The 22,294-nt window shown below is 70.0% G+C and carries 20 protein-coding genes; 10 read left to right on the top strand and 10 right to left on the bottom strand.

The window, feature by feature from the left end:
• The first annotated feature begins 175 nt into the window (after positions 1–175).
• Together ACN6M5_RS14785 and ACN6M5_RS14790 are read left to right on the top strand one after the other, a co-directional pair.
• Complete coding sequence (locus ACN6M5_RS14785; protein ID WP_434952414.1) at positions 176–1,210, top strand: AMP-binding protein; 1,035 nt, start codon at positions 176–178, stop codon at positions 1,208–1,210.
• A gap of 90 nt (positions 1,211–1,300) precedes the next feature.
• Complete coding sequence (locus ACN6M5_RS14790; protein WP_434950926.1) at positions 1,301–2,278, top strand: 1,4-dihydroxy-2-naphthoate polyprenyltransferase; 978 nt, start codon at positions 1,301–1,303, stop codon at positions 2,276–2,278.
• A 79-nt stretch (positions 2,279–2,357) separates the two neighbouring features.
• Here the strand turns inward: ACN6M5_RS14790 and ACN6M5_RS14795 are convergent, their stop codons facing one another.
• Entirely contained in the window at positions 2,358–2,642 is a 285-nt protein-coding gene (locus ACN6M5_RS14795) for a DUF4229 domain-containing protein (protein WP_247597245.1), read from the bottom strand.
• Between the two features lie 42 nt (positions 2,643–2,684).
• On the opposite strand from ACN6M5_RS14795, the gene ACN6M5_RS14800 reads away from it, so the two are divergent.
• The 3 genes from ACN6M5_RS14800 to ACN6M5_RS14810 all read left to right on the top strand — a co-directional run bounded on the left by ACN6M5_RS14800 (position 2,685) and on the right by ACN6M5_RS14810 (position 5,501).
• Positions 2,685–3,041, top strand: a complete 357-nt coding sequence (locus ACN6M5_RS14800) for a PLD nuclease N-terminal domain-containing protein (protein ID WP_085371298.1) — start codon at positions 2,685–2,687, stop codon at positions 3,039–3,041.
• Positions 3,034–4,794: a 2-succinyl-5-enolpyruvyl-6-hydroxy-3-cyclohexene-1-carboxylic-acid synthase gene (gene menD, locus ACN6M5_RS14805; protein ID WP_434952416.1), complete on the top strand. Its 1,761-nt coding sequence runs from the start codon at positions 3,034–3,036 to the stop codon at positions 4,792–4,794. Before ACN6M5_RS14800 ends, menD begins: the two co-directional genes overlap by 8 nt.
• A 176-nt stretch (positions 4,795–4,970) precedes the next feature.
• The gene (locus tag ACN6M5_RS14810) at positions 4,971–5,501 is read left to right on the top strand and encodes an acyl-CoA thioesterase (protein WP_247597246.1); all 531 of its coding nucleotides are present in this window, start codon (positions 4,971–4,973) and stop codon (positions 5,499–5,501) included.
• Positions 5,502–5,644: 143 nt separating this feature from the next.
• Here ACN6M5_RS14810 and ACN6M5_RS14815 read toward each other — a convergent pair whose 3' ends face one another.
• The gene (locus ACN6M5_RS14815; protein WP_434950929.1) at positions 5,645–7,042 is read right to left on the bottom strand and encodes an FAD-binding oxidoreductase; all 1,398 of its coding nucleotides are present in this window, start codon (positions 7,040–7,042) and stop codon (positions 5,645–5,647) included.
• A 77-nt stretch (positions 7,043–7,119) separates the two neighbouring features.
• Here ACN6M5_RS14815 and ACN6M5_RS14820 point away from each other — a divergent pair, with 77 nt between their 5' ends.
• A complete protein-coding gene (locus ACN6M5_RS14820; RefSeq protein ID WP_434950931.1) occupies positions 7,120–8,076 on the top strand; it encodes a DNA-3-methyladenine glycosylase family protein in 957 nt (318 codons plus the stop codon).
• Positions 8,077–8,087: 11 nt separating this feature from the next.
• On the opposite strand, the gene ACN6M5_RS14825 is transcribed toward ACN6M5_RS14820, so the two are convergent.
• The 3 genes from ACN6M5_RS14825 to ACN6M5_RS14835 form a co-directional block, all read right to left on the bottom strand.
• On the bottom strand, positions 8,088–8,654 hold the full coding sequence (locus tag ACN6M5_RS14825) for an SRPBCC domain-containing protein (RefSeq protein WP_434950933.1): 567 nt from the start codon (positions 8,652–8,654) through the stop codon (positions 8,088–8,090).
• A gap of 103 nt (positions 8,655–8,757) precedes the next feature.
• Positions 8,758–10,398: a phytoene desaturase family protein gene (locus ACN6M5_RS14830; protein WP_434950935.1), complete on the bottom strand. Its 1,641-nt coding sequence runs from the start codon at positions 10,396–10,398 to the stop codon at positions 8,758–8,760.
• Between the two features lie 54 nt (positions 10,399–10,452).
• Positions 10,453–11,346: a LysR family transcriptional regulator gene (locus ACN6M5_RS14835; RefSeq protein WP_434950937.1), complete on the bottom strand. Its 894-nt coding sequence runs from the start codon at positions 11,344–11,346 to the stop codon at positions 10,453–10,455.
• A gap of 157 nt (positions 11,347–11,503) precedes the next feature.
• Between ACN6M5_RS14835 and ACN6M5_RS14840 the strand changes: the two genes are divergently transcribed.
• Together ACN6M5_RS14840 and ACN6M5_RS14845 are read left to right on the top strand one after the other, a co-directional pair.
• Positions 11,504–15,148 carry a proline dehydrogenase family protein gene (locus ACN6M5_RS14840; RefSeq protein WP_434950939.1) on the top strand — a complete coding sequence of 1,215 codons (3,645 nt, stop codon included), beginning with the start codon at positions 11,504–11,506 and terminating at the stop codon, positions 15,146–15,148.
• A 29-nt stretch (positions 15,149–15,177) separates the two neighbouring features.
• Entirely contained in the window at positions 15,178–16,005 is an 828-nt protein-coding gene (locus ACN6M5_RS14845; protein WP_434950941.1) for an aldo/keto reductase, read from the top strand.
• Positions 16,006–16,114: 109 nt separating this feature from the next.
• Here the strand turns inward: ACN6M5_RS14845 and ACN6M5_RS14850 are convergent, their stop codons facing one another.
• From ACN6M5_RS14850 to ACN6M5_RS14870, 5 genes are all read right to left on the bottom strand, one after another.
• Positions 16,115–16,519: a GntR family transcriptional regulator gene (locus tag ACN6M5_RS14850; RefSeq protein WP_434950943.1), complete on the bottom strand. Its 405-nt coding sequence runs from the start codon at positions 16,517–16,519 to the stop codon at positions 16,115–16,117.
• 13 nt (positions 16,520–16,532) lie between these two features.
• Positions 16,533–18,071, bottom strand: a complete 1,539-nt coding sequence (locus ACN6M5_RS14855; RefSeq protein ID WP_434950945.1) for a sensor histidine kinase — start codon at positions 18,069–18,071, stop codon at positions 16,533–16,535.
• Positions 18,072–18,143: 72 nt separating this feature from the next.
• Positions 18,144–18,836, bottom strand: coding sequence for a response regulator transcription factor (locus tag ACN6M5_RS14860; RefSeq protein ID WP_085369704.1), 693 nt, complete (start codon positions 18,834–18,836; stop codon positions 18,144–18,146).
• A 106-nt stretch (positions 18,837–18,942) separates the two neighbouring features.
• Entirely contained in the window at positions 18,943–19,365 is a 423-nt protein-coding gene (locus tag ACN6M5_RS14865) for an SRPBCC family protein (protein ID WP_434950947.1), read from the bottom strand.
• 57 nt (positions 19,366–19,422) lie between these two features.
• The gene (locus ACN6M5_RS14870) at positions 19,423–19,860 is read right to left on the bottom strand and encodes an Lrp/AsnC family transcriptional regulator (RefSeq protein ID WP_168688378.1); all 438 of its coding nucleotides are present in this window, start codon (positions 19,858–19,860) and stop codon (positions 19,423–19,425) included.
• 186 nt (positions 19,861–20,046) lie between these two features.
• On the opposite strand from ACN6M5_RS14870, the gene ddaH reads away from it, so the two are divergent.
• On the top strand, positions 20,047–20,907 hold the full coding sequence (gene ddaH, locus ACN6M5_RS14875) for a dimethylargininase (RefSeq protein WP_434950950.1): 861 nt from the start codon (positions 20,047–20,049) through the stop codon (positions 20,905–20,907).
• A gap of 11 nt (positions 20,908–20,918) precedes the next feature.
• Positions 20,919–22,238, top strand: a complete 1,320-nt coding sequence (gene rocD, locus ACN6M5_RS14880) for an ornithine--oxo-acid transaminase (RefSeq protein WP_434950952.1) — start codon at positions 20,919–20,921, stop codon at positions 22,236–22,238.
• The last annotated feature ends 56 nt before the right edge of the window (positions 22,239–22,294 follow it).

Genomic DNA, 22,294 nt, shown 5'->3' on the forward strand with positions numbered 1-22,294 from the left:
GGCGCTGCGGGATGCGCTCGGCGGCGGAGGGCCGGCGGTGGTGCCGCGGGAAGGCGGTGGTGGTCGTCGCGTCGGTGGGCGAGTCGACAGTGGGCGAGTCGACGGTGGGCGGTTCGATGGTGGACGGCTCGACGATGGGCGGGTCGATCGGGTGTGGCCGGGCGAGAGTGAGCGGGTGGGGCAGAACGTCGCGCTCGTGATCGAGACCTCCGGGTCGACGGGAGTGCCGAAGCGGGTAGCGCTGTCCGCGGATGCGCTGCTGGCCAGTGCGGCGGCCTCGGCGGGCGCGATGGGCGGGCAGGGACAGTGGATGCTCGCCCTGCCGGCGCACTACGTTGCGGGAGCGCAGGTGCTGGTGCGGTCGATTGCGGCCGAGACGGAGCCGGTGCTCTATAGCGATGGCCACTTCGACCCCGGGCGGTTCGCCGAGGTGGCGCGAGACCTCATCCACGACCTGCGGTTCGTCTCGCTCGTGCCGGTGCAGCTGGCGCGGCTGGTCGCGGCGACGGAGGCCGGCGACAGGGTGGTGGCGGACGCTCTGCGGCGATTCGACGGGATCCTCGTGGGCGGCCAGGCGCTGACCACGGAGCTGCGCGAGCGCGCGCTGGACGCGGGGGCGCGCATCCTGAGCACCTACGGGTCGAGTGAGACGGCGGGCGGGTGCGTGTACGACGGGCGTCCGATCGGCACGACCACAGTGCGGGCGGTGGACGGGTTGCTGGAGATCGCGGGGCCGGTGCTCGCGGAAGGGTACCTCGGCGATCCGGACAGGACGGCGGCCGCGTTCCATGAGGCGGACGGGCAGAAGTGGTATCGCACGGGAGACCTCGGCGCGGTGGACGACGGGCTCGTGACGGTGTTCGGGCGTGCGGACAACGTGATCATCTCCGGTGGGGAGAAGGTGCTGCTCGACGCCGTCGAGGGGGCGGTTCGGGCTCTGGACGGGTTCGGCGGCGCGGTCGTCGTGGCTGCGGACGATGCCGAGTGGGGTCAGGTGCCGGTCGTGGTCGTCGAGAGTGGCGGGGCTGCGGCCGCCACCGCGCTCGCCGCAGTGCGCGCGCATGTGGCGGAGCAGCTCGGGCGGGCGGCGGCGCCGGCGGAGGTCGTTGAGGTGGATGTGCTGCCGCACCTCAGCAGCGGCAAGCCGGACCGGGTGGCTGCGCGGCGGATCGCGGAGAGCGCGCGGGGCGAGCGGGCGAGGCGAGGGTGAGCGGGCGAGGCGCGGCAAGGCGCGCGCGATGCGACGAGGGACGTTAGCGGACGAAACGGCATAGCGGTTGTTGTTACGATTCGCTCTGTGATGAGTCAGAACAAGCCACGGATGCAACGGATGACGCCCGCTCAGCGCGGCAACGGCGGCAAGAGCGGCCGGCCGGGGGCGGCGAAGGTCAAGGTCAAGCCCGCGACCGCATCCGACTGGATCGCCGGGGCGCGCCTGCGCACGCTTCCGCTGGCCATCGCGCCCGTCATCATCGGTGTCGGGGCCGCCAAGGTCGCTGACGGAGCGGGCATCTGGCATCCGGTTCGTGCGCTTCTCTGCCTCGCGGTCGCGGTGTTCCTGCAGATCGGTGTCAACTACGCGAACGACTACTCCGACGGCATCCGAGGCACGGACCAGTTCCGGGTGGGGCCGAGCCGGCTGACCGGTTCTGGACGGGCGGCGCCCAAGCGGGTGCTCACCGTCGCGCTCGTCTTCTTCGCGCTCGGGGCGGTCGCCGGGCTGGCGCTCGTGCTGCTGACCCAGCACTGGTGGGTCATCCTCGTGGGCGCGGCCGCCATCGTCGCGGCGTGGTTCTACACCGGAGGAAAGCGGCCGTACGGCTACTTCGGCCTCGGTGAAGTGTTCGTCTTCGTGTTCTTCGGGCTCGTCGCGACGGCGGGGACCACCTATATGCTGTCCGGCGTCGTCAATCAGGAAGCCTGGTTCGGCGCGGTCATCGCGGGGCTCATCGCGTGCGCCGTGTTGATGGTGAACAACATCCGGGACATCGGGCCGGACAAGCAGGCGGGCAAGCGAACGCTCGCCGTGCTGCTCGGCAACGTCGCATCCCGGATCGTCTTCTGCGTGTTCCTGCTGGTGCCGTTCGGCATCCTCGCGGTGCTCGCGTTGCTGTACCCGTTCGCCTGGTTCGGGATGTTCGCCCTGCTGGCCGCGCTGCCCGCGTGTGCGATCACACTGTTCGCGAAGACTCCGCGGGAGCTGGTCACCGCGCTGCAGCTCACCAGCTTCACCGGGCTGCTGGTCGCGCTGGCGCTCGGGGCGGCGTACGCGTTCTAGCGCAGGCGCAGGGATTCCTGCAGACGCAGACGCAGGCGCACGCATTGTTCCAGGCGCGGCCGCGCCTGGACGGGGCTGATCAGGCGGACTTGTCCGGGTGGTCGACGGCGTCGACGACCGCGTCTTCCGCATCGTCGTCGACCGTGGTGGCCGGCTTGTCGCGGTGGCGGGCGGCGTAGAGGTCGCTCGAGACCGCGTTGCGCGGCTTGCTCAGGAAGATGTACGACAGGCAGAGCCCGATGAGGGCTGCCGCGATGACCGCGATCCACCATTCGATGCGCAGCACCAGCAGGATCGCGAGCGGGATCGCGAACAACAGCAGTCTGAGCACCGTATAGGTGACCCACGAGGGAATGCGTTTCACCCTCCCAGCTTAGAGACACTCTCTGAGAGTTACGATTGACACATGGTTCGCCTCTGGATAGTCCTCGGCGTCGCTGCCGCGGTTTTCTACATCTATTCCGTGGCAGACTGCGCCCTGTTCGACCGTTCGCGAGTGCGCGGCCTTCCCAAGCCCGTCTGGCTTCTCGTCATCATCCTGTTCCCGGTCATCGGCGGGGTGCTCTGGTTCCTCATCGGACGCGGTCGACGCAAGAGCGGCATCGGACGCCGCACCGTCGCACCGGACGACGACCCCGAATTCCTCAAGCGCCTCCGCGTCGACCACGACCAGGAGGAGCGCATCCGGCAGCTGGAGAAGGAACTCGCCGAACTCGATGACAACGGACCAGACAACGACCAAACCGGCCGCCGGGATGGGTGAACCCCTCACCAGACCCGCACGCACGGGAAACCCCGCCACCGACTACTCCATCGCACTCCTCACCGGACTCGTCCGCGCCGGCGTCCGCGACCTGATCGTCAGCCCGGGCTCGCGCTCGCAGGCCCTCGCGCTCGTCGCCGCCGAACTCGAACGCTCCGGCTCCGCCCGGCTCCATGTGCGCATCGACGAGCGCGTGTCCGGATTCCTGGCGCTCGGCCTCGCACGTGAAGGCGGGGCACCCGCCGTCGTCATCACCACCAGCGGCACCGCAACGGCCAACCTGCATCCGGCCGTTCTCGAAGCGCACGAATCCGGCATCCCGATGATCGTGCTCACCGCCGACCGGCCGGACGAACTGCGCGGGATCCGCGCCAACCAGACCACCCAGCAGAACGGCCTTTACGACGTGGCCGTGCGCTCCACGCGCGACATCCCCGCGCCGGACGGCGCAGCCGGCGAACTCGACGCCGCCGCCGCGATCGCGCTCGCCGCCGTGCGCGAGGCGGTCGGTGCCGACAGCGGAGACCCCGGTCCGGTGCACCTCAACGTCGCGTTCCGCGAGCCACTGTCGGTGGCGGTCCCCGAGCTGGGGCGGATCGAGACCGGCGAGCATCCCGCACCAGCAGGGCCGGATGCGCTCGGCCGCGAGACCATCGAGCTCGCCGACGGGCCCCGCACCGTCGTGATCGCGGGAGCGGACGCCGGACCCGACGCGGAGGAGTTCGCCCGCGCATCCGGAGCACCACTGCTCGCAGAGGTATCGAGCGGGTCGCGGTTCGGGCCGAACCTCGTCGTCGCATACCGGGAGCTGCTGCACGAGGACACGTTCGGTGGGCGCGTCGAGCGCGCTGTCGTCTTCGGGCATCCGACGCTCAGCCGCGAGGTTCCCGCCCTGCTCACCCGCGCCGACGTCGAGGTGATCGTCGTGGCACCCCGCGGGAAGCAGGCGTACAACCCCGGCCATCGGGCGCGGATCGTCGGGCGCGTGCTGCCGGCAGCATCCATCGATCTGCGGTCGCCGGAGGTGCGCGCCTGGGTGGGCAGCTGGGTGTTCGGCAGTCGGCGGCTCATCGAGGCGGCGGAGCAGGCGGCCGACCCGGCCGCGACGGCACCCGACGTCGACAAGGCGCGCTCATACGACCGCGCCGACGCGCTCGCCTTCGCGAAAGCGGAACTCGCTGCGGTGCGCGCACCCATCACGCGGCCGCTGCTGGCCGAGGCGCTGTGGCGCTACACCTGGCCGCACGACCGGCTGCTGTTCGGCGCATCCCGGTTGGTGCGGGATGCGGACCGTATCGTTCCGGGAAAGAAGCTGCGGGTGCACGCCAACCGCGGACTCGCTGGGATCGACGGCACCGTCGCCACGGCTATCGGCATCGCCCTGGAAAGCCAGGCGGCCGCAGAAGCGACAGGAGCGCCCACGGGGGTGACCCGCGTGCTGCTCGGTGACATCACCCTGCTGCACGACGTCGGCTCGCTGCTGTTCGGCGAAGGCGAGCGGCGACCGCACCTGCAGGTGATCGTCGGCAACGACGGCGGCGGGACCATCTTCGACGGTCTCGAGGTGGCGTCGAGCGCCCCCGCGAACGCGTTCGACCGCGTGCTGTACACGCCGCAGAAGATCGACCTGGCACTGCTGGCGCAGGCGTACGGGTGGGCGTACAGCGTCGTGCGGACGAAGGGCGAACTCGACCAGGCGCTGTCCGCGCCGCCCGCCGGCGTGAGCATCGTCGAGGTGCCGCTGGGGCGGTGACGTGGGGCGCGGGCGGGGTTCGGGCCGCTCGATCCGGTAGCGACCGCGCGCCGTCGCGACGGAATGCACAACCCACCGCCGCGCCACGTGCCCGCGTTTTGGAGGCCGTCGACAACGAAAGTGAGCGGGCGTTGGCGCTTGGCTAGCATCGTCGGGTGCACATGATCTTTCGGACGATGCTTCATGCTCTGATCTCGCGGTTCGGCGCCCGGCTGGGGCACTGGGATGTTGCCCGCACCCGGTTCCGTGTGCTGCCGACCGACCTCGACATTCTGAAGCACATGAACAACGGTGTGTATCTGTCGATCGCGGACATCGGGCGGTTCGACCTGCTGACGCGGAGCGGGGTGTGGGCGATCTTCAAAGAGCGCGGCTGGTATCCGGTGGTCGCGTCGGAGACCATCTCGTTCCGGAAGTCGCTGGAACTGTGGCAGCCGTTCGTGGTGGAGTCGCGCATCCTGGGCTTCGACGAGCGGGCCGTGTATGTGGAGCAGCGGTTCACGGTGAACGGCGAGATCTACACGCAGGCGTTCATCCGGGGGCGGTTTCTGAAGCGCAGCGGCGGGATCGTGACCAACGACGAGCTGCTGGATGCGGTGGGCGTCGCACCCTCCGACGTGTCTGTGCCGGAGTGGCTGGTGCAGTGGGGCGCGGATGCGGCGCTCCCGTCGACCAAGGCCGAAGCGCCGAGCGTCTGGGCCGAGTGAGCCTGGCGGGCCAGGCGGAAGCCGGGCGGCCCGAGCGGCCCATGCGGGGCCATGCGGCCCGTTCGCGCTAGGGGCGCCGAACGAGTCCGAACCTGTTCACGCGGCGGTACGGCGTGTCGCGTGAACAGGTTCGGACTCGATTATCAGGGGGTCGGGGTGGAGGCCGGAGCCGGGGTGGGGCCGAAGGCGAAGACGCCGCGAGGATCCCAGGTGGCGCGGGCGGCGGCGAGGCGGTCGAAGATCGCCGGGGGCCAGGTGTGCTCGAACGCCACCTCGTCGCTGAGTCCGGCGGACCAGTTCACGTTGGTGATCGTGGAGACGTGACCGGCGAGGGCGGCCGTCACGGCTGCGGCGCGGGCGGGCGCGAGCTCGGCGAAGGTGGCCGGGTTCGCCGCGAGGGTCGACACCGTGTACCTGCTGTCCCGGCCGCCGACGGCTGAGCCGCCCGGCACATCCCGAGCCGTCGCTCCGCCGAGCTGGCGGATCTCGAGCGCGAGGAACGGCGAGTCCGTTCCGGGGCCGGCCGCCGCCATCAGGGCGTCCGCCGCATCCCGGTCGAACGTGTCAAGCATCAGGCCGCGGATCCAGCTCGGCGCACCCTGCTCCGGATCGTTGTGGATCGTGGCGACCGCGGTGGTGGGCATCTCGGCGACGACGTCGAGGTAGACCGGGGCGGCGGCACGCATCGGGGCGAACAGCTTCTCGCCCTCCGCGGCGTCGCCGGGGTACGCGAAGCGCACGCTGAGCACGGAGCGGCCGCGGAGTGGGGGAGGAGGGCCCTCCATGTCCGGGATCTGCAGGAAGACCACCGAGGTGGTCGCCTCCTCGGACAGCTCGGATGACCAGTCCACCCAGGCCTGGAACGCCGGGACGATGGCGTCGCCCTCGAAGAAGACGCTGCCGCCGTACAGGGTGCGCAGCGGAACCAGTTCGAGCGTCATCTCGGTGACGACGCCGAGGCCGCCCTTGCCGCCGCGGAGGGCCCAGAACAGCTCCGGGTTGGTCTCCGCGTCGGCGACGACCGTCTCTCCGTCGGCCGTGACCACGCGGAAGCCGCGCACCCAGTCCGAGGTGAAGCCGTGGCTCCTGGCGAGCGGACCGACGCCGCCGCCGAGCGTGTATCCGACGGCGCCGACGCTGGTGGACGAACCGGTGACCGGCGCGAGTCCGTGCTCCGCCGTCGCCACGATCACCGGCGCCCAGCGCACGCCGGCGCCGAGGACCGCGAGCCGCGCATCCGGATCGATGGCGATGGTGTCGAGCGCGCGCGTGGAGATGATCATGCCGCCGACGATCGGGGTCTCCGAGCCGTGGCCGGTTGCCTGCAGCCGCACCGGGATGCCGGCGTCGCGCGCGAAGCGGACGGCCTCGGCGACGTCGTTCTCGTCGGTGACGGCGACCACGATGTCCGGATCGTGGACGACCACCGGGTTGAAGCACGCGACCTCGGCCGCGAGCCCCTCTTCTCCCCGGAGGTAGACAGTTCCTGCGATGGCGCCGCGGAGTGCCGCGACGGCATCGTCGTTGAATTCGATTCCCATGACGTGAATGTATGGGAGACCGCCGACAGAAGGAATCACAGCCGATATCGTCAGCGGGCTGACGTAGCATTCCCTGCATGAGCACCGCCATTCCGACAGCGCCGGCCGCCGCAGGTGGCGCTGTCGAGACGGTGTACCGTCCAGCGTCGCCGGTGGATGTGCGGAGCACGCTCTCCGTGCTCGGCCGCGGCCCGCACGACCCGACGACCAGGTGGGATGCTGGAGGCGTGTGGCGCACATTCCGCACACCGGCGGGGGCGGCGACCGTGCGCATCCGGTATCCGGAGGCGGACGGGAGCGTGCGCGCGACGGCGTGGGGGCCGGGTGCCGAGTGGGCGATCCACGCTGTGCCCGCGCTGCTCGGCCGCGACGACGACTGGGACGGCCTGGACGTAAGCGGCACGCCTCTGCTGCACGACAGCCGGCGACGCAATTCCGGGATGCGGCTGTCCAGCACCAACCGGCTGATCGAAGCGCTGCTGCCCGCCATCATCGAACAGCGCGTGACCAGCCTGGAGGCGTACCGCTCGTGGGCGAGGCTGCTCCGGTGGTTCGGCGAGGTCGCGCCTGGACCGGCACCCGACGGGATGCGCGTCGTTCCGACTGTGATCCAGTGGCGGGGCATCCCGTCGTGGGACTGGCACCGCGCCGGAGTCGACCCCGGCAGGGCTCGCACGGCGCAGGCGGCGCTCGCCGTCGCCGCATCCCTCGAACGCGCTGTCGAGCGGGCCGAGACGCGGGATGCGGCCGCCCGCGCTCTGCAGACCATCCCGGGCATTGGCCCGTGGACGGCGGCGGAGACACTGCAGCGGGCGACGGGCGACCCGGACATCGTCAGCGTCGGCGACTACCACCTCGCGCACTACGTCGGCGAGGCGCTCACCGGGCAGCGCGTCGACGACGACGGGATGCTCGAACTGCTCGCCCCGTGGGCGGGACACCGGCAGAGGGTCATCCGGCTGATCCTGGCCAGCGGGCACAGGTTCGAGCGGCGTGGCCCGCGGATCACGCTGCAGGACCACCGCTGGCATTGAGCAGGACTGCGTTAGCCGTCCGTGCCGTTCGCCCTGTCCACCGCGTGCAGGGTCGCGTGCTCGGCCTTGATGTCGTGGTCGAGCTCCCTGCACAGGTTCTCGTAGTGCTCCAGCATCGCCGGGTCGTAGTCGTTCCAGTCCGGCATCGGCTTGCCGGTGCGGGCCGCGAGCAGGCGGTCCAGGTAGTAGTCCCAGCTCACGCCGATGTCTGCCTCTTCCCTCAACGACCGGAGGCGCTGGCCGAGGGTGACGGTCGTGTGGCCGCTGGCCTCGGTGAGGTGCACGTACACCCGCCGCGACGTGTTCGAGGGCCCGATGTCTGCGGCGAAACGGTGCGGGGCGTCGCATTCCAGGATGGTGACGTTCTCCCAGTCGGCGTCGTCACCCGCCGCGTTCATCCGGAACCGGGCTGCGCCGGTGGACGGTGTTCCGGTGAGTTGCCCGATCCACTCGCTGAGGCGCGGAGACCGGGAGAAATACGACCAGACATCCTCGATCGGCGCCTTGAAGATCCTGTCCAGGACCACGTAGACCCCGTCGTCTTTGCGAACGAGTCGACCCGTTGGTTGCGGCATCATGGTGCACCTCCCGCTGAATCCTCACACTAGTCACGTTGTGCCGTTTCCGGCAGTGCGTGCGGTGTGAGTCCTCACACGTCGGGGCGCGCTGGCGCGGCGGGTGTCAGCCTTCGAGCACCGCCATCGCAGCGTTGTGCCCGCCGAGCCCGCTGACCGCTCCGCCTCGCCGCGCACCCGAGCCGCACATCAGGATGCGCGGATGCCTGGTCGCAACGCCCCACCGGCGAGCGGGAGTGTCGAGCGGGTCGTCGTCCTCGGCGAACGGCCAGGACAGCGGGCCGTGGAAGATGTTGCCGCCCGGGATGTTGAGGGCGTGCTCGATGTCGCGCGTGGTCTTCGTCTCGATGCACGGGTTGCCGTCGGCATCGGTGCGCAGCAGGGTCTCGATGGGCTCGGCCAGGACGGAGTTGAGCGAGGCGACCACCGCATCCTGAAGCCGCTGCCTGGTGGCGTCGTTGTTGTCGTCGGTGAGCCAGCGGTCCGGCGTGTGCAGGCCGAAGACCGTGATCGTCTGGGCTCCGGATGCGGCCAGCTCTGGATCCAGGATGCTCGGATCGGTGAGCGAATGGCAGTAGATCTCGCACGGGATGAGGTCGGGCATGACGCCGCGGACCGCCCCGGCGAACGCCTCCTCCAGCTGCGTGTACGTCTCGTTGATGTGGAAGGTGCCGCCGAACGCCGCAGCGGGATCGACGGCCTCGTCGCGGAGGCGGGGGAGACGGGAGAGGAGGAGGTTGACCTTCACCTGGGCGCCCTCAGCGCGGGGGCGGGGTGGGGTGGTGTCGGTGTCGGTGTCGGTTTTGGTTTCGGTGTCGGCTTCGCCTTCGCTCAGGAGCGCGTCCAGCACATCCGGGGCGACGTTGACGAGCACGTGCCGCCCCACCACGCGGCGCTCGTGGCCGTGGCGGTCGTAGCGGACGGCGCCGTCGGGGCTGATCGACGTGACCTCGGCGTCGGTCACGATGCGGGCGCCCGCCTCGCGTGCCGCCCTGGCCAGCTCGCCGGTGACCGTGCCCATGCCGCCGACCGGCACATCCCACTGCCCGGTGCCCTGGCCGATGACGTGATAGAGGAAGCAGCGGTTCTGCGCGAGCGACGGGTCGCTCACGCTCGCGAACGTTCCGATCAGCGCATCCGTCGCCACGACACCGCGGACGAGGTCGTTGGAGATCCTGGACTCGATGAGTTCGCCGATCGGGCGCTCGAAGATGCTCTGCCACAGCTCGTCGTCGCCGACCAGAGCCTTCGCCTCGCTGCGAGTGAGGAGCGGTTCGGTGACCGTTGGCCAGAGGGACTGCGCGAGGGCACCGGTGGTCTCGTAGAACTCGGAGAAGGCGGCGGCGTCGTCGGCCGCGCCGATGTGGGCGAACGAGGCGGCGGTCGCGTCGGCGTCCGTGTTGTCGATGAGAAGTGCTGCCCCGGACTCGTCGCCGGGGACGGGCGTATAGGAGGAGTACCGGCGGCGCGCCAACCGGATGCGCAGCCCCAGGTCGTCGATGATGCGCTGCGGCAACAGGCTGACCAGGTACGAGTACCGCGACAACCAGGCGTCGACGCCGGAGAACGCCTGGGCACTGACCGCCGCGCCGCCCACTGCTTCGAGACGTTCCAGAAGGATGATGCTCTTGCCTGCTCGTGCGAGATAGGCGGCGGCGGTGAGCCCGTTGTGGCCACCGCCGACGATCACGACATCGTGCGTCGGCGCCTGCTCTGGCGCAGTGGTGGGGGAGGAAGTGGCGGTCATGCGTCTGAGCCTATTCGGCCGGCCGATCCGGCTTCAACGCGGGGTGCTGTTGTGTCAGGACGGCACGGCGCGGGCGAGGGCGTCGCGGCACGCGACCACGCCTGGCCGCTCGGCCGACGAGCGCCTGGCCGAGGTGAAGACGGTGCGGCGCGGAGAGCCGGGAAGGTCGATCAGGCGGACACTCGGGGCGTCGCCCGCCCACACCAGATCCGGGAGGATGCCGACCGCGTTCCCGGAACGGATCAGGCGGATGTGCGCGATGAGGTCGGCCGTCTCGTAGCGGACATCCGGCTCGAAACCGGCGGCGCGGCACAACTGCACCGCCCACGTGCGCGCGGCCGTGCCCTGCGGCTCCATCACCCAGGGGAGGGAGGCGGCGCCCGCCAGGCTCGCGGTGGCGACCCGCGCATCCGGGTCGGCGCTGCTCGCCAGGTGGATGGCGTCCGTCGCGAGCTCGACGCGGTCGAGGTCGGCGCGGAGACCACGGGTGCTGCCTGGATACTGCTCGGCGATGACGAGGTCGAAGTCGCGGGCGGAGACCTCGAAGAGGCCCTGCTCCGGCTCGCGCTCGGTGACCTCGACCCGGAGTTCCGGGTATTCGGCGGCCAGTGTGGAGAGGGCGTGCGGGAGGATGGCGTGCGCCGCGGACTGGAAGACGGCGACGCGCACGACCCCAGCCACCGTGGTGAGGGACGCGGTGAGTTCGGCCTCCGCGCGGTCGAGCAGGTCGAGGATCTCCGCGGTGTGCCGCACCAGGATCTCCGCCTGGGCGGTGAGTTGGACGCGGCGGCCGGCCTTCACCAGGAGGGTGACGCCGGACTCCTTCTCCAGGGCGGAGAGCTGCTGGGAGACAGAGGACGGGGAGTAGGAAAGGGCCTCGGCGACGCCGGTGACGGTGCCGCGCACCTTGAGCTCCTGTAGGAGGCGGAGTTTGCGCACGTCGAGCATCCGGTGCCTTCATTCGGTTCAGTCGAACGATATCGTTCGAAAACATTCGCTTTTCCTGATGATACTTGGGCCGCACACTGTTTCCACAGGGGTCACTTGTGCACAGATTTCACGGGCCTCAGCGATCACCCGAGCAGCGAGGAATACAGTCGTGGACATGGTCAATCACACGGATGGCAACGAGACGCGCCCGTCGCAGATCGCGGGAGACGCGGTGGAGCTCGTGCGCACCTGGCTCGCCCAGAGCACCGCGACGGTCGACGGCGCCACGCCGAAGCAAGACCCGGCGGCTGAGCGTCTCGCCGGTGTGCTGAAAGACCCGCACGGGCTCGATTTCGCCGTGGGATTCGTGGACGGGGTCGCCCGGCCGCAAGACCTGTTCGTCGCCGGGTACAACCTGCAGAAGGTCGCCAAGAACATCCCGTCGTTCCTGCCCTGGTACATGCGGTTCGCCATCTGGCTCGGCGGCGTGTTCGGCCCAGTGCTGCCGTGGATCGTCATCCCGATCGCACGCCGGGTGCTCCGCGGGATGGTCGGTCACCTCGTCGTGGACGCGACGCCGGAGAAGCTCGGCCCCGCCATCGCGCACCTGCGCAACCCAGGCGACCCGAACGGTCACGGTGCCCGGCTCAACCTCAACCTGCTCGGCGAGGCCGTGCTCGGCGAGAAGGAGGCCGCGCGGCGACTGGAGGGCACGCGTGCGCTGCTCGCCCGCGACGATGTCGACTACGTCTCGATCAAGGTGTCGTCGATCGCGTCCCAGCTGTCGATGTGGTCGTTCGACGAGACGGTCGAGCGCGTCGTCGAGCGGCTCACGCCGCTGTACCAGCTGGCCGCGTCGTCGCCCACGCCGAAGTTCATCAACCTCGACATGGAGGAGTACCGCGACCTCAACCTGACGATGGCGGTCTTCACGGGCATCCTGAGCAAGCCGGAGTTCGTGAAGCTCGAAGCGGGCATCGTGCTGCAGGCCTACCTGCCGGATGCTCTGGATGCGCTGCAGACGCTCACCGAGTGGTCGAGCCAGCGCCGCGTTGTCGGCGGAGCGCCCATCAAGGTCCGCGTGGTCAAGGGTGCCAACCTGGCCATGGAGCGCGTGGATGCCGCCATCCACGACTGGCCGCTGGCCACCTACGGCAGCAAGCAGGCAACGGACACCAACTACAAGCGGGTGCTCGACTGGGCGCTCACGCCGGAGCACACGGATGCGGTGAAGATCGGGGTCGCCGGTCACAACCTCTTCGATGTCGCATACGCGTGGCTGCTCGCCTCCCGCCGCGGGGTCACCGACGGCATCGACTTCGAGATGCTGCTCGGCATGGCCACCGCCCAGGCCGAGGCGGTCAAGAAGACCGTCGGCAGCTTGCTCCTTTACACGCCGGTCGTGAACCCGAGCGAGTTCGACGTGGCCATCTCCTACCTGATCCGGCGGCTCGAAGAGAACGCGAGCCAGGAGAACTTCATGTCCGCGGTGTTCGAACTGGACTCCGATGCGGGTCTGTTCGAGCGGGAGAAGCAGCGCTTCCTCGCGTCGATCGCCGATCTCGAAGCCGACCAGCAGCCGTGGGGAGTGGCCCCGCTGCCGAACCGTCAGCAGGACCGCTCGCGCGAATGGGACCAGGCGAGCGCGGACGAGTTCACGCGCCCGGCGGCGCCCGAGCCTGTCGCCGGCAGCGACGAGGGGCTGACGAGCGTGGTGCTCGGGCTGCGTCGCGGGTCGAGCGGGGGCGGGATCGTCGCCGGCGAGCCCGTGACCGTCGAGGTGACCCGCGGGTTCCACAATGCGCCGGACACCGACCCGTCGCTGGCCGCGAACCGGTCGTGGGGCCGGAAGATCCTGGCCAGGTCTGCCACCTCGTCGCTCGGCGTCGACACCATCGCGGCGGCAGCAGTCACCGACGCCGCCCAGCTGGAGACGCTCATCCAGACCGTCCGGATCAACGGAGAGGCCTGGGGCGCGCGCAGCGGCTTCGACCGCGCCGCGGTGCTCGACCGAGCGGGGATCGCCCTCGCGGCCAACCGCGACAGGCTCATCGAGGTCATGGCTGCCGAGACGGGCAAGACCATCGCCGAGGCCGATCCGGAGGTGAGCGAGGCCATCGACTTCGCCCACTACTACGCCAGCAGGGCGCGAGAACTGGATGCCGTCCAGGGGGCGCGCTTCGTGCCGGCGAAGCTCACGGTGGTCACCCCGCCGTGGAACTTCCCCGTCGCCATCCCCGCCGGTTCCGTCCTGTCGGCGCTCGCCGCGGGAAGCGGCGTCATCATCAAGCCGGCTCCCCAGGCCAAGCGCTCGGGAGCCGTCATGGTCGAAGCGCTCTGGGAGGCGGGCATCCCGCGCGAACTGCTGGCGCTCGCCGACGTGGCCGAGAACGACCTGGGCCAGTCGCTCATCTCCGACCCGCGCGTGGATCGGGTGATCCTCACGGGTGCGTACGAGACGGCCAAGCTGTTCCGGTCGTGGCGGCCCGACTTGCCGCTGCTCGCTGAGACGAGCGGCAAGAACGCGATCATCGTCACGCCGAGCGCCGACTACGACCTCGCCGTCGCGGACATTGTGAAGAGCGCGTTCGGGCACGCCGGCCAGAAGTGCTCGGCGGCCAGCCTGGTCATCCTGGTCGGGTCCGTCGCGAACTCCGACCGGTTCCGTCACCAGCTGATCGACGCGACGACGAGCATGCGCGTCGGCTACCCGCAAGACCCGACGAGCCAGATGGGTCCGCTGATCGAGCCGGCCTCCGGCAAGCTGCTGCACGCGCTCACCACGCTCGGCGCATCCGAGGAATGGCTGGTGAAGCCGAAACAGCTGGACGAGACAGGGAAGCTGTGGTCGCCGGGCATCCGGGCCGGGGTGCAGCCGGGGTCGTACTTCCACCTGACCGAGTTCTTCGGTCCAGTGCTCGGGATCATGACCGCGAAGAACCTCGACGAGGCCATCCGCTACCAGAACGCCATCGAATACGGGCTCACGGCGGGGCTGCACTCGCTCGACTCCGACGAGCTCACCGTCTGGCTCGACACGGTCGAAGCGGGAAACCTCTACGTCAACCGTGGGATCACCGGCGCCATCGTGCAGCGGCAGCCGTTCGGCGGGTGGAAGCGCTCGTCGGTGGGTGCAGGCACGAAGGCGGGCGGACCGAACTACCTGATCGGGCTCGGGTCGTGGGTGCCGGACGCCGGCAACTCCAGTGCCAGCCTCCACCTGCGCGGGCTGGACAAGCGCGTGTCCGACCTCATCGAGTCCGGGCAGTCGTCGATGGACTACGCGGCGTTCGACGTGGTGCGGCGGTCGGCACTCAGCGACGCCATCGCGGCGGCGACGGAGTACCACACGGTCAAAGACGTGTCGGACATCAGGGTGGAGCGCAACCTGTTCCGCTACCGTCCCGTGCCGGTGACCATCCGTCTCTCGGAAGGCTCGGGGCTGCCCGAGCTGCTGCGGGTGATGGCGGCAGGAACGGTCGCCAACTCCCCGTTCACGGTGAGCACGGCTGTGAAGCTGCCGCGGGCGATGCATCAGTTGCTGCGCGAGCGCGAGCTCGAGGTGGTCGTGGAGTCGGACGCCCACTGGCTGTCGCGCATCCGCTCGCACGCGACGTGGCCGCACCGCATCCGGCTGATCGGGGGCGACGCATCCGCCCTGGCCGCCGCGCTCGGCGGAAGTCCGGATGTGGCCGTCTACGCCAACGAGGTCACGCCGTCCGGACGCATCGAGGTGCTGCCGTTCCTGCACGAGCAGGCCATCTCGATCACCAACCACCGGTTCGGAAACCCCACGCAGCTTTCCGAAACAGTCATCTGACAGGAGGCAGGCGCGCGTAGCCTGACACCATGACGACACCTACGCTCCCGCTCAACTCCGGAACCACCATCCCGCAGGTCGGTCTCGGCACGTGGCCCCTCGACGACCAGGAGGTCGAACGCACGATCATCGAGGCGGCGGCCATCGGATACCGTCACATCGACACGGCGGTGAAGTACGGCAACGAGGTCGGCGTGGGGCTCGGCGTGAAGCACAGCGGCGTCGAGAGGGACGAGCTTTTCGTGACGACGAAGCTCGACGGCACCTACCAGGGCGACGATCGCGCGCTCGACGGGCTCGACGCCTCCCTCGCCCGGCTCGGGCTCGACTACGTGGACCTGCTGCTCATCCACTGGCCGCTGCCCGCCCGGGATGAGTACGTGTCGACCTGGGAGACGTTCATCCGGCTGCAGGAAGCGGGCAAGGCGCGCGCGATCGGCGTCTCCAACTTCAAGCCGGCGCACATCGACAGGCTGATCGCGGAGACGGGTGTCGTGCCCGCCGTGAACCAGATCCAGCTCAGCCCGGCCATCCAGCGGCGCGAGCAGCGGGCGTACGACAGCGAGCACGGCATCGTCACCGAATCGTGGAGTCCGCTCGGCGCGGGAGGCGACCTCCTGCGCTCGCCGGTGCTCGCCGAGATCGCCGAGAAGCACGACAGGACGCCGGGACAAGTGGTGCTGCGCTGGCACATCCAGAACGGGCTCGTCGTGATCCCGAAATCCAGCAACGCACAGCGCCTCGCCGAGAACTTCGACGTGTTCGGGTTCGAACTGGACGCCGCCGACCTGGCCGGGATCGACACGCTCGACGAGGGTCCGGATGCGGGAGTGGACTCGGACCGCAGCGGGCACTGAGGTCAGGGGCGCGCGTCGAGGGCAGCCCGGCGCGCGTCGAGGCGTGGCTCCCGAGCGCGTGCCGAGGGTCAGCCGGGCGCGGGCCGAGGTCGACGGGCGAGCCCTTCGGTCAGGGGCGCAGGCGTGACTCGAGGGCCGCTCGGGCGAGGGTGAGGGCTTCGTCCGCGGTGAGGCCCAGGTCGGCGGCGCGGTCGGCGAAGGCAGCTGCCGCGGTGGCGGCCTCGCGCTGGGTGGCGTCGGCGGCGGCGACGAACGTTCCTGCGCGGCCGCGGGTCTCCAGGACGCCGACGTGCTCCAGTTCGCGGTAGGCGCGGGCGATGGTGTTCGGGGCGAGGCCGAGGGAGTCCGCCAGCGCCCGGACCGGAGGGAGACGGGTGCCGACGGGGGCGTCGCCGGTGCTGACGGCGGCGAGGATGTGGGCCTTCAGCTGCTCGAACGGCGGGGTCGTCGCCGAGGCGTCGATGGGGGCGGACAGGAAGTCAGGGGCGCCGTTCGTGCCGGAGGATTCGCTCACAACTGTTCCGCCTTCACTGTTCCGCCTTCGCCGGTGAGGGTGCGCCGACGAGTGGGAGCACCACGGTGACGACGAGTCCGCCGCCTTCGGCGTTCGCCAGTACGACGCTACCGCCCGCCGAGCCCGCCAGCGCGCCGACGATCGCGAGACCGAGCCCGCCGCCCGAGTGAGCGGTGCGGGCGCCGTCGGCCCGGGTGAAGCGGTCGAGAGCGACCGGGATGAAGTCCGCGGGCATCCCGGGGCCGGTGTCGCGGACCGTGAGGATGACCTCGGCATCGGTGGCCGTCAGTTCGGCGGTGACCGTCGCATCCCGGGGGGTGAGAGCGTCGGGGGTGGTGGGGTCGGGTGGGGTGGTGGCGCCTGTCTCGGGTTCCGTCGCCGCGTCGGCCGCCGCGTCACCCGCGCGCGCTGGCGCGTCACCCGCACCCCCACTCGCGCCCGCGATCGCGGTGATCGCGTTGCCGATCAGGTTGTCCAGGATGCGGCCGAAGTCGGTGGGGGAGAGGCCGACCAGGCCGTCGCCCGGTGGGGTCTTGCGCGGGTTGTAGTCGAAGTCGATCGAGATCGGCGGGGTGTTCTCTTCCGGGCTCGCGGCCAGGAGGCGGGCGCGGTCGATGGCGTCGGCCAGTTCGTCCGTGAGGGTGCGCCAGTCGGTGCGGCCGCTCGCCGGTCCCGCCTCGATGCGGGACAGTTCGAGCAGGTTGTTCGCCAGCTGGCCGAGGCGGAGGGCGGTGCTGCGGGAGGAGCGGATGTCCGCGAGCAGGGCCTCCGCGTCTCCGGCATCCAGCTCCGCCAGTTCCAGCTGGCCGCGGAGGACAGCAAGTGGCGTTCGCAGCTCGTGGCTGGCGTCGGACACCATCTGGCGTTCGCGTTCCGCCGACGCGCGCAGCCTGCGGATGAGTTCGTTGAGCGTCCCGGCGAGTTCGGCCAGCTCGTCGCGGGCGGGGTTCACCGTCAGCAGGCCCGTCGACTGCACATCGGCGATGCGTTCCGCCTGCTCCCGCATCCGGCTCACCGGGCGCAGAGCTGCACGTGTCAGCAGCCAGGATGCCGCGCCGAAGCCGATCACCAGCAGCACGGCGCCGATCGCGAGGGCGCCGGTGAGCCTGTCCAGGATGAGGTCGGTGGTCTCGTTGTTGCGGGCGGCGACCACGTGCATCACGCCGTTCCTGGTGGAGACCGCGCGCACCAGCACCAGATACTGGTCGTCGCCGACTTTGACGCTCGTCGCCTGCTCGCCCAGCCGCAGCAGCCCGCCGATGTCGGCCTCCAGCGAGCCGGGGAGAGTGGATGCGAGCACCGCGCCCGACGCGTCGACGATCGCGAGCTCCTGGCCGCCTCCCGGCAGATCGAACGGGCCGGACGGGTTGTTGCCGAGAGCCGCGGCGGGCGCGGCGACGTCGTTGTCGAGGAGGGTGACCGTGGCGTTGTGCAGGATGGAGGCGACGCCGAAGCGCACCACCTCGACAGCGACCAGGCCGAACAGGGTCGCCACGATGAGACTGCCGATGGTGATGCGGGCAGTGATCGAGAGGCGTCTGAGACGGTTCATGGGCTGGTCACGCGCGATCCGCGCATCCGGAGCCGAAGCCGGAACCCGGAACAGCGCCGACCGCCGCGCGCGTCACGGGGTCGGGACCTCGGCGTTCTTGGCGTCCAGCCGGTATCCGCGGCCGCGCTCGGTGACGATGGCGAGCCCGGCGCCGGCGAGTTCCAGCTTCTTGCGCAGGTAGGACACGTACTGGTCGATGACGTTCGTGCCGATGTTCTCCGTGGTGCCCCACACCGTCTCGAGGATGTCGGAGCGGGCGAGCGTCTTGTCCGGGTTCGTGGCGAACAGGCGCAGCAGCGTGAACTCGCGGCGGCTGAGCGGCATCTCGTGGCCGGACACCAGGGCGCGGTGCTCGTGGGAGTCGATGGTGAGGCGTCCGACCGTCACCTGGGGGCGCATCCCGGACGGCTCGCGGCGCAGCAGGGCGCGCACCCGCGCGGCGAGCTCGGCGAACGCGAACGGCTTGGTGAGGTAGTCGTCCGCTCCCGAATCCAGGCCGTGAACGCGGTCCTCGATGGCGTCTCGTGCGGTGAGCAGCAGGATCGGCATCGGGTTGGCGGCCTCGCGGATGTGGCGGCACAGCTCGAAGCCGCTCATCCCGGGCAGCATCACGTCGATCGCGGCGGCGGAATAGCCTTCGGCGCGCAGGGCGATGAGCGCGTCGACACCGTTCGTGACCAGGGTCACGTCGTAGCCTTCGGCCGTGAGACCGCGTTCGACGAGGCCTCCCATGTCGGGATCGTCTTCGACAACGAGCAGCTTCATGCCAACATCGTGCCACCGATTCCCGTGGTCGTGCTCCGATGGCGGCGGATCGGGTGTGGCGTTTCCTGTAGGTTCTCGCAGGTCGTCACGGAAATCCGGATGCGCATCAGCGCTCGACGACGGCGCGCAGCCCTTCCAGGGTGGAGGCCCAGTTGGTGCTCATGCGGTCGGCTTCCGCGCGGTCGGCGCATCCACTCTGGGTGATGGTGACGCGGGTGTCGTCGCCGTCGGAGCCCAGGGTGTACGCGACGTCCTGATAGCTCTCCGGCACGTCCGGCTTGCCGCTGAGCGGACTGTAATAGCTGCTCACCAGGCGTTCGCCCGGCACGAATTCCAGGATGGTGCCGTGATCCTCGTATGGTTTCCCTTCCCACTCCCCGCGGTAGACGATGGGGCTGCCGACCGTCCACTCGGACTCGACGCGCGTGCCGTAGAGGTACTGCGCGATGAGGTCGGGGTCGGTGATGGCGTGCCAGACCGCGTCCCGGTCGGCGTGGATGAGGATGGTGGCCTCTGCTGTCTCGCTCATCTCACCATCGTGCGCTTCGAGGGCGCGGATGGCTTGAAGAAATGCGACGCGTGCCGGTCAGGCGTTGCCGCGGCTGATCAGGCGCGAGAGCACGATCGCGGAGCGCGTATGGTCCACGTTCGGTGCCAGCCGCACCTTCTCGAGCGCCGCCTCCAGGCTTGGGATGTCCCGCGACCGGATGTGCACGATGGCGTCCGCGCTGCCCGTGACGGTTCCCGCATCCACCACCTCCGGCACGGCGGACAGGATGCGCAGCAGCTCGTCGGGCGCGACCGTCCCCCGGCAGAACAGCTCGACGTACGCCTCGGTGCTCATCCCGTCGATCGCCGGGTCGACCTGGATGGTGAACCCGCGGATGACGCCGTCGGCGACCAGGCGGTCGACCCTGCGCTTCACCGCGGACGCGGACAGCCCGACCACGGAGCCGATATCTCCGTATCCGGCGCGGGCATTCTGGCGGAGCAGGTCGAGGATGCTGCGATCAAGGTTGTCCACGAGCGCTAGCATACGGTGGATCGTTGCGTGAGCGCCTGGTGTTACGCGGAATCGTTGCGCGGGCTGTATAACGATCTGCTCTCGCCGCACAGGCACGCAAATATTCTGCGCGGCGAGGCCGGATCCTGGCGATTACGTGCGCCCGGACGCATCCATTCGCCGACAATCGTGTGTGACACTATCCCCATGTCGATCACCCACGAAGACGCTGAGCCGCGGACGGACCGGCCGGCGCGCATTCCGACGCGGCGGTCGGTGCTGATGTGCCGTCCCGAGCATTTCGTGGTCGTCTACCGGATCAACCCGTGGATGGACCCCGCCCTGCCGACCGATACGTCGCTGGCCGTGCAGCAGTGGGATGTGCTCTACCGCACCTACGTCGAGCTCGGCTACGACGTGCAGCTGATCGAGCCCATCGAAGGGCTGCCGGACATGGTCTACGCGGCCAATGGCGGGTTCGTGGTCGACAACGTGGCGTACGGCGCGAGCTTCACATACCCGGAGCGGCAGCCGGAAGGCCCGGCATACATGGATTGGTTCCGCAGCCACGGGTTCGAGGTCGCTGAGCCGCGCAGCGTCAACGAAGGCGAAGGCGACTTCCTCCTCGTCGGGGACACGATCCTCGCGGGCACCGGCTTCCGCAGCACCGACGCCAGCCACGGTGAGCTCGCCGAGCTGTACGGGCGTGAGGTGGTCTCGCTGCGGCTGATCGACCCGAACTTCTACCACCTGGACACGGCGCTCTCCGTGCTCGACGGCACGCCGGGGCAGGAGCACATCGCCTACCTGCCGTCCGCGTTCGACGACGCCAGCAGGGCCGTCATCGCCGAGCGCTTCCCCGACGCGATCGTCGTCAACGACGAGGACGCCGCCGTGCTCGGACTCAACTCGTTCTCCGACGGATACAACGTGGTGATCGCATCCAGGGCCGTCGACTTCGAGCGGCAGTTGCGCGAGCACGGATACAACCCGATCGGCGTCGACCTCTCCGAGCTGCTGCTCGGCGGCGGCGGCGTCAAATGCTGCACCCTCGAACTGCGACGCTGAAAGGACAGCGCATGAACGACACAGACACGGTCGCCCCCGCGGGCACAACCGACGCTGACACGGTCGCCGGCGCGGGCACCGTCGCCCACCGCATCCACCCGAGCACCGTCGCCCCGACCGAACGCCAGGCCGAGGCGATCGAGCGGGAAGAGGAGCACACGGCGCACAACTACCATCCACTGCCCGTCGTGGTCGCGGAGGGGGACGGCGCCTGGGTCACGGACGTGGACGGCCGGCGCTACCTGGACTGCCTCGCCGCATATTCTGCCGTGAACTTCGGCCACTCCAACCCCGTGCTGCTGGATGCGGCGCGGGCCCAGCTCGACCGCATCACGCTGACGAGCCGCGCGTTCCACAACGACCAGCTCGGCCCGTTCGTGGAGGCGCTCGCCGCGCTCGCGGGCAAAGACATGGTGCTGCCGATGAACACGGGAGCCGAGGCCGTCGAGTCCGGCATCAAGGTGGCGCGCGCGTGGGGGTACCGCGTGAAGGGTGTGCAGGACGGGCGGGCGAACATCATCGTGATGGCCGGCAACTTCCACGGGCGCACGACCACGATCATCAGCTTCTCCGACGATCCGGATGCGCGTGACGGGTTCGGCCCGTACACGCCAGGATTCCGCACAGTGCCGTACGGCGACGCCGCCGCGGTCGCGGAGGCCATCGACGACGACACCGTCGCCGTGCTCGTCGAACCGATCCAGGGCGAGGCCGGCATCGTCGTGCCGCCCGCCTCCTTCCTTCCCGAACTGCGCGCGCTCTGCGACGAAAGACGCGTGCTCCTGATCGCGGACGAGATCCAGTCCGGCCTCGGCCGCACAGGTGCGACGTTCGCGTGCGACCTGGTGGGAGTGGTACCCGACCTCTACCTCCTGGGCAAGGCGCTCGGCGGCGGTATCGTGCCGGTCTCCGCTGTCGTCGGCAACCGTGATGTGCTCGGGGTGCTGAACCCCGGGGAGCACGGGTCGACGTTCGGTGGGAACCCGCTCGCTGCCGCCGTCGGGCGGGCCGTGGTCGGGATGCTCGCGACCGGCGAGCCGCAGGAGCGCGCCGCGCTGCTCGGCAGGCGCCTGCACGCCGGGCTCTCGCGGCTGGTCGGGCACGGCGTGCTCGCGGTGCGCGGTGCTGGGTTGTGGGCCGGGATCGACATCGATCCGGCGCTCGCGACGGGCAGGGAGGTCTGCGAACTGCTGATGGAGCGCGGGCTGCTGGCGAAGGACACGCACGGGTCGACCATCCGGTTGGCGCCCCCGATCGTGGTGGATCCCGCCGACCTGGACTGGGCGGTCGACCAGCTCGAGGCGGTGCTGCAGGAGTTGTCCACCCGCTGACAGCCTCCGCCTGTGAGCGGAGGAGTTATCCACAGCTTCAGCTTTTTCGTCGCGCA

Source organism: Leifsonia araucanica, from assembly GCF_051161895.1.
Lineage (GTDB): Bacteria > Actinomycetota > Actinomycetes > Actinomycetales > Microbacteriaceae > Leifsonia.

Coding starts and splice junctions, on each gene's coding strand:
- rocD (WP_434950952.1), top strand. CDS start 20,919: ATGAACGACACAGACACGGTCGCCCCCGCGGGCACAACCGACGCTGAC.
- ACN6M5_RS14815 (WP_434950929.1), bottom strand. CDS start 7,042: ATGGGAATCGAATTCAACGACGATGCCGTCGCGGCACTCCGCGGCGCC.
- ACN6M5_RS14865 (WP_434950947.1), bottom strand. CDS start 19,365: ATGAGCGAGACAGCAGAGGCCACCATCCTCATCCACGCCGACCGGGAC.
- ACN6M5_RS14830 (WP_434950935.1), bottom strand. CDS start 10,398: ATGACCGCCACTTCCTCCCCCACCACTGCGCCAGAGCAGGCGCCGACG.
- ACN6M5_RS14855 (WP_434950945.1), bottom strand. CDS start 18,071: ATGAACCGTCTCAGACGCCTCTCGATCACTGCCCGCATCACCATCGGC.
- ACN6M5_RS14860 (WP_085369704.1), bottom strand. CDS start 18,836: ATGAAGCTGCTCGTTGTCGAAGACGATCCCGACATGGGAGGCCTCGTC.
- ACN6M5_RS14835 (WP_434950937.1), bottom strand. CDS start 11,346: ATGCTCGACGTGCGCAAACTCCGCCTCCTACAGGAGCTCAAGGTGCGC.
- ACN6M5_RS14790 (WP_434950926.1), top strand. CDS start 1,301: ATGAGTCAGAACAAGCCACGGATGCAACGGATGACGCCCGCTCAGCGC.
- ACN6M5_RS14825 (WP_434950933.1), bottom strand. CDS start 8,654: ATGATGCCGCAACCAACGGGTCGACTCGTTCGCAAAGACGACGGGGTC.
- menD (WP_434952416.1), top strand. CDS start 3,034: ATGGGTGAACCCCTCACCAGACCCGCACGCACGGGAAACCCCGCCACC.
- ddaH (WP_434950950.1), top strand. CDS start 20,047: ATGTCGATCACCCACGAAGACGCTGAGCCGCGGACGGACCGGCCGGCG.
- ACN6M5_RS14800 (WP_085371298.1), top strand. CDS start 2,685: ATGGTTCGCCTCTGGATAGTCCTCGGCGTCGCTGCCGCGGTTTTCTAC.
- ACN6M5_RS14810 (WP_247597246.1), top strand. CDS start 4,971: ATGCTTCATGCTCTGATCTCGCGGTTCGGCGCCCGGCTGGGGCACTGG.
- ACN6M5_RS14820 (WP_434950931.1), top strand. CDS start 7,120: ATGAGCACCGCCATTCCGACAGCGCCGGCCGCCGCAGGTGGCGCTGTC.
- ACN6M5_RS14840 (WP_434950939.1), top strand. CDS start 11,504: ATGGTCAATCACACGGATGGCAACGAGACGCGCCCGTCGCAGATCGCG.
- ACN6M5_RS14845 (WP_434950941.1), top strand. CDS start 15,178: ATGACGACACCTACGCTCCCGCTCAACTCCGGAACCACCATCCCGCAG.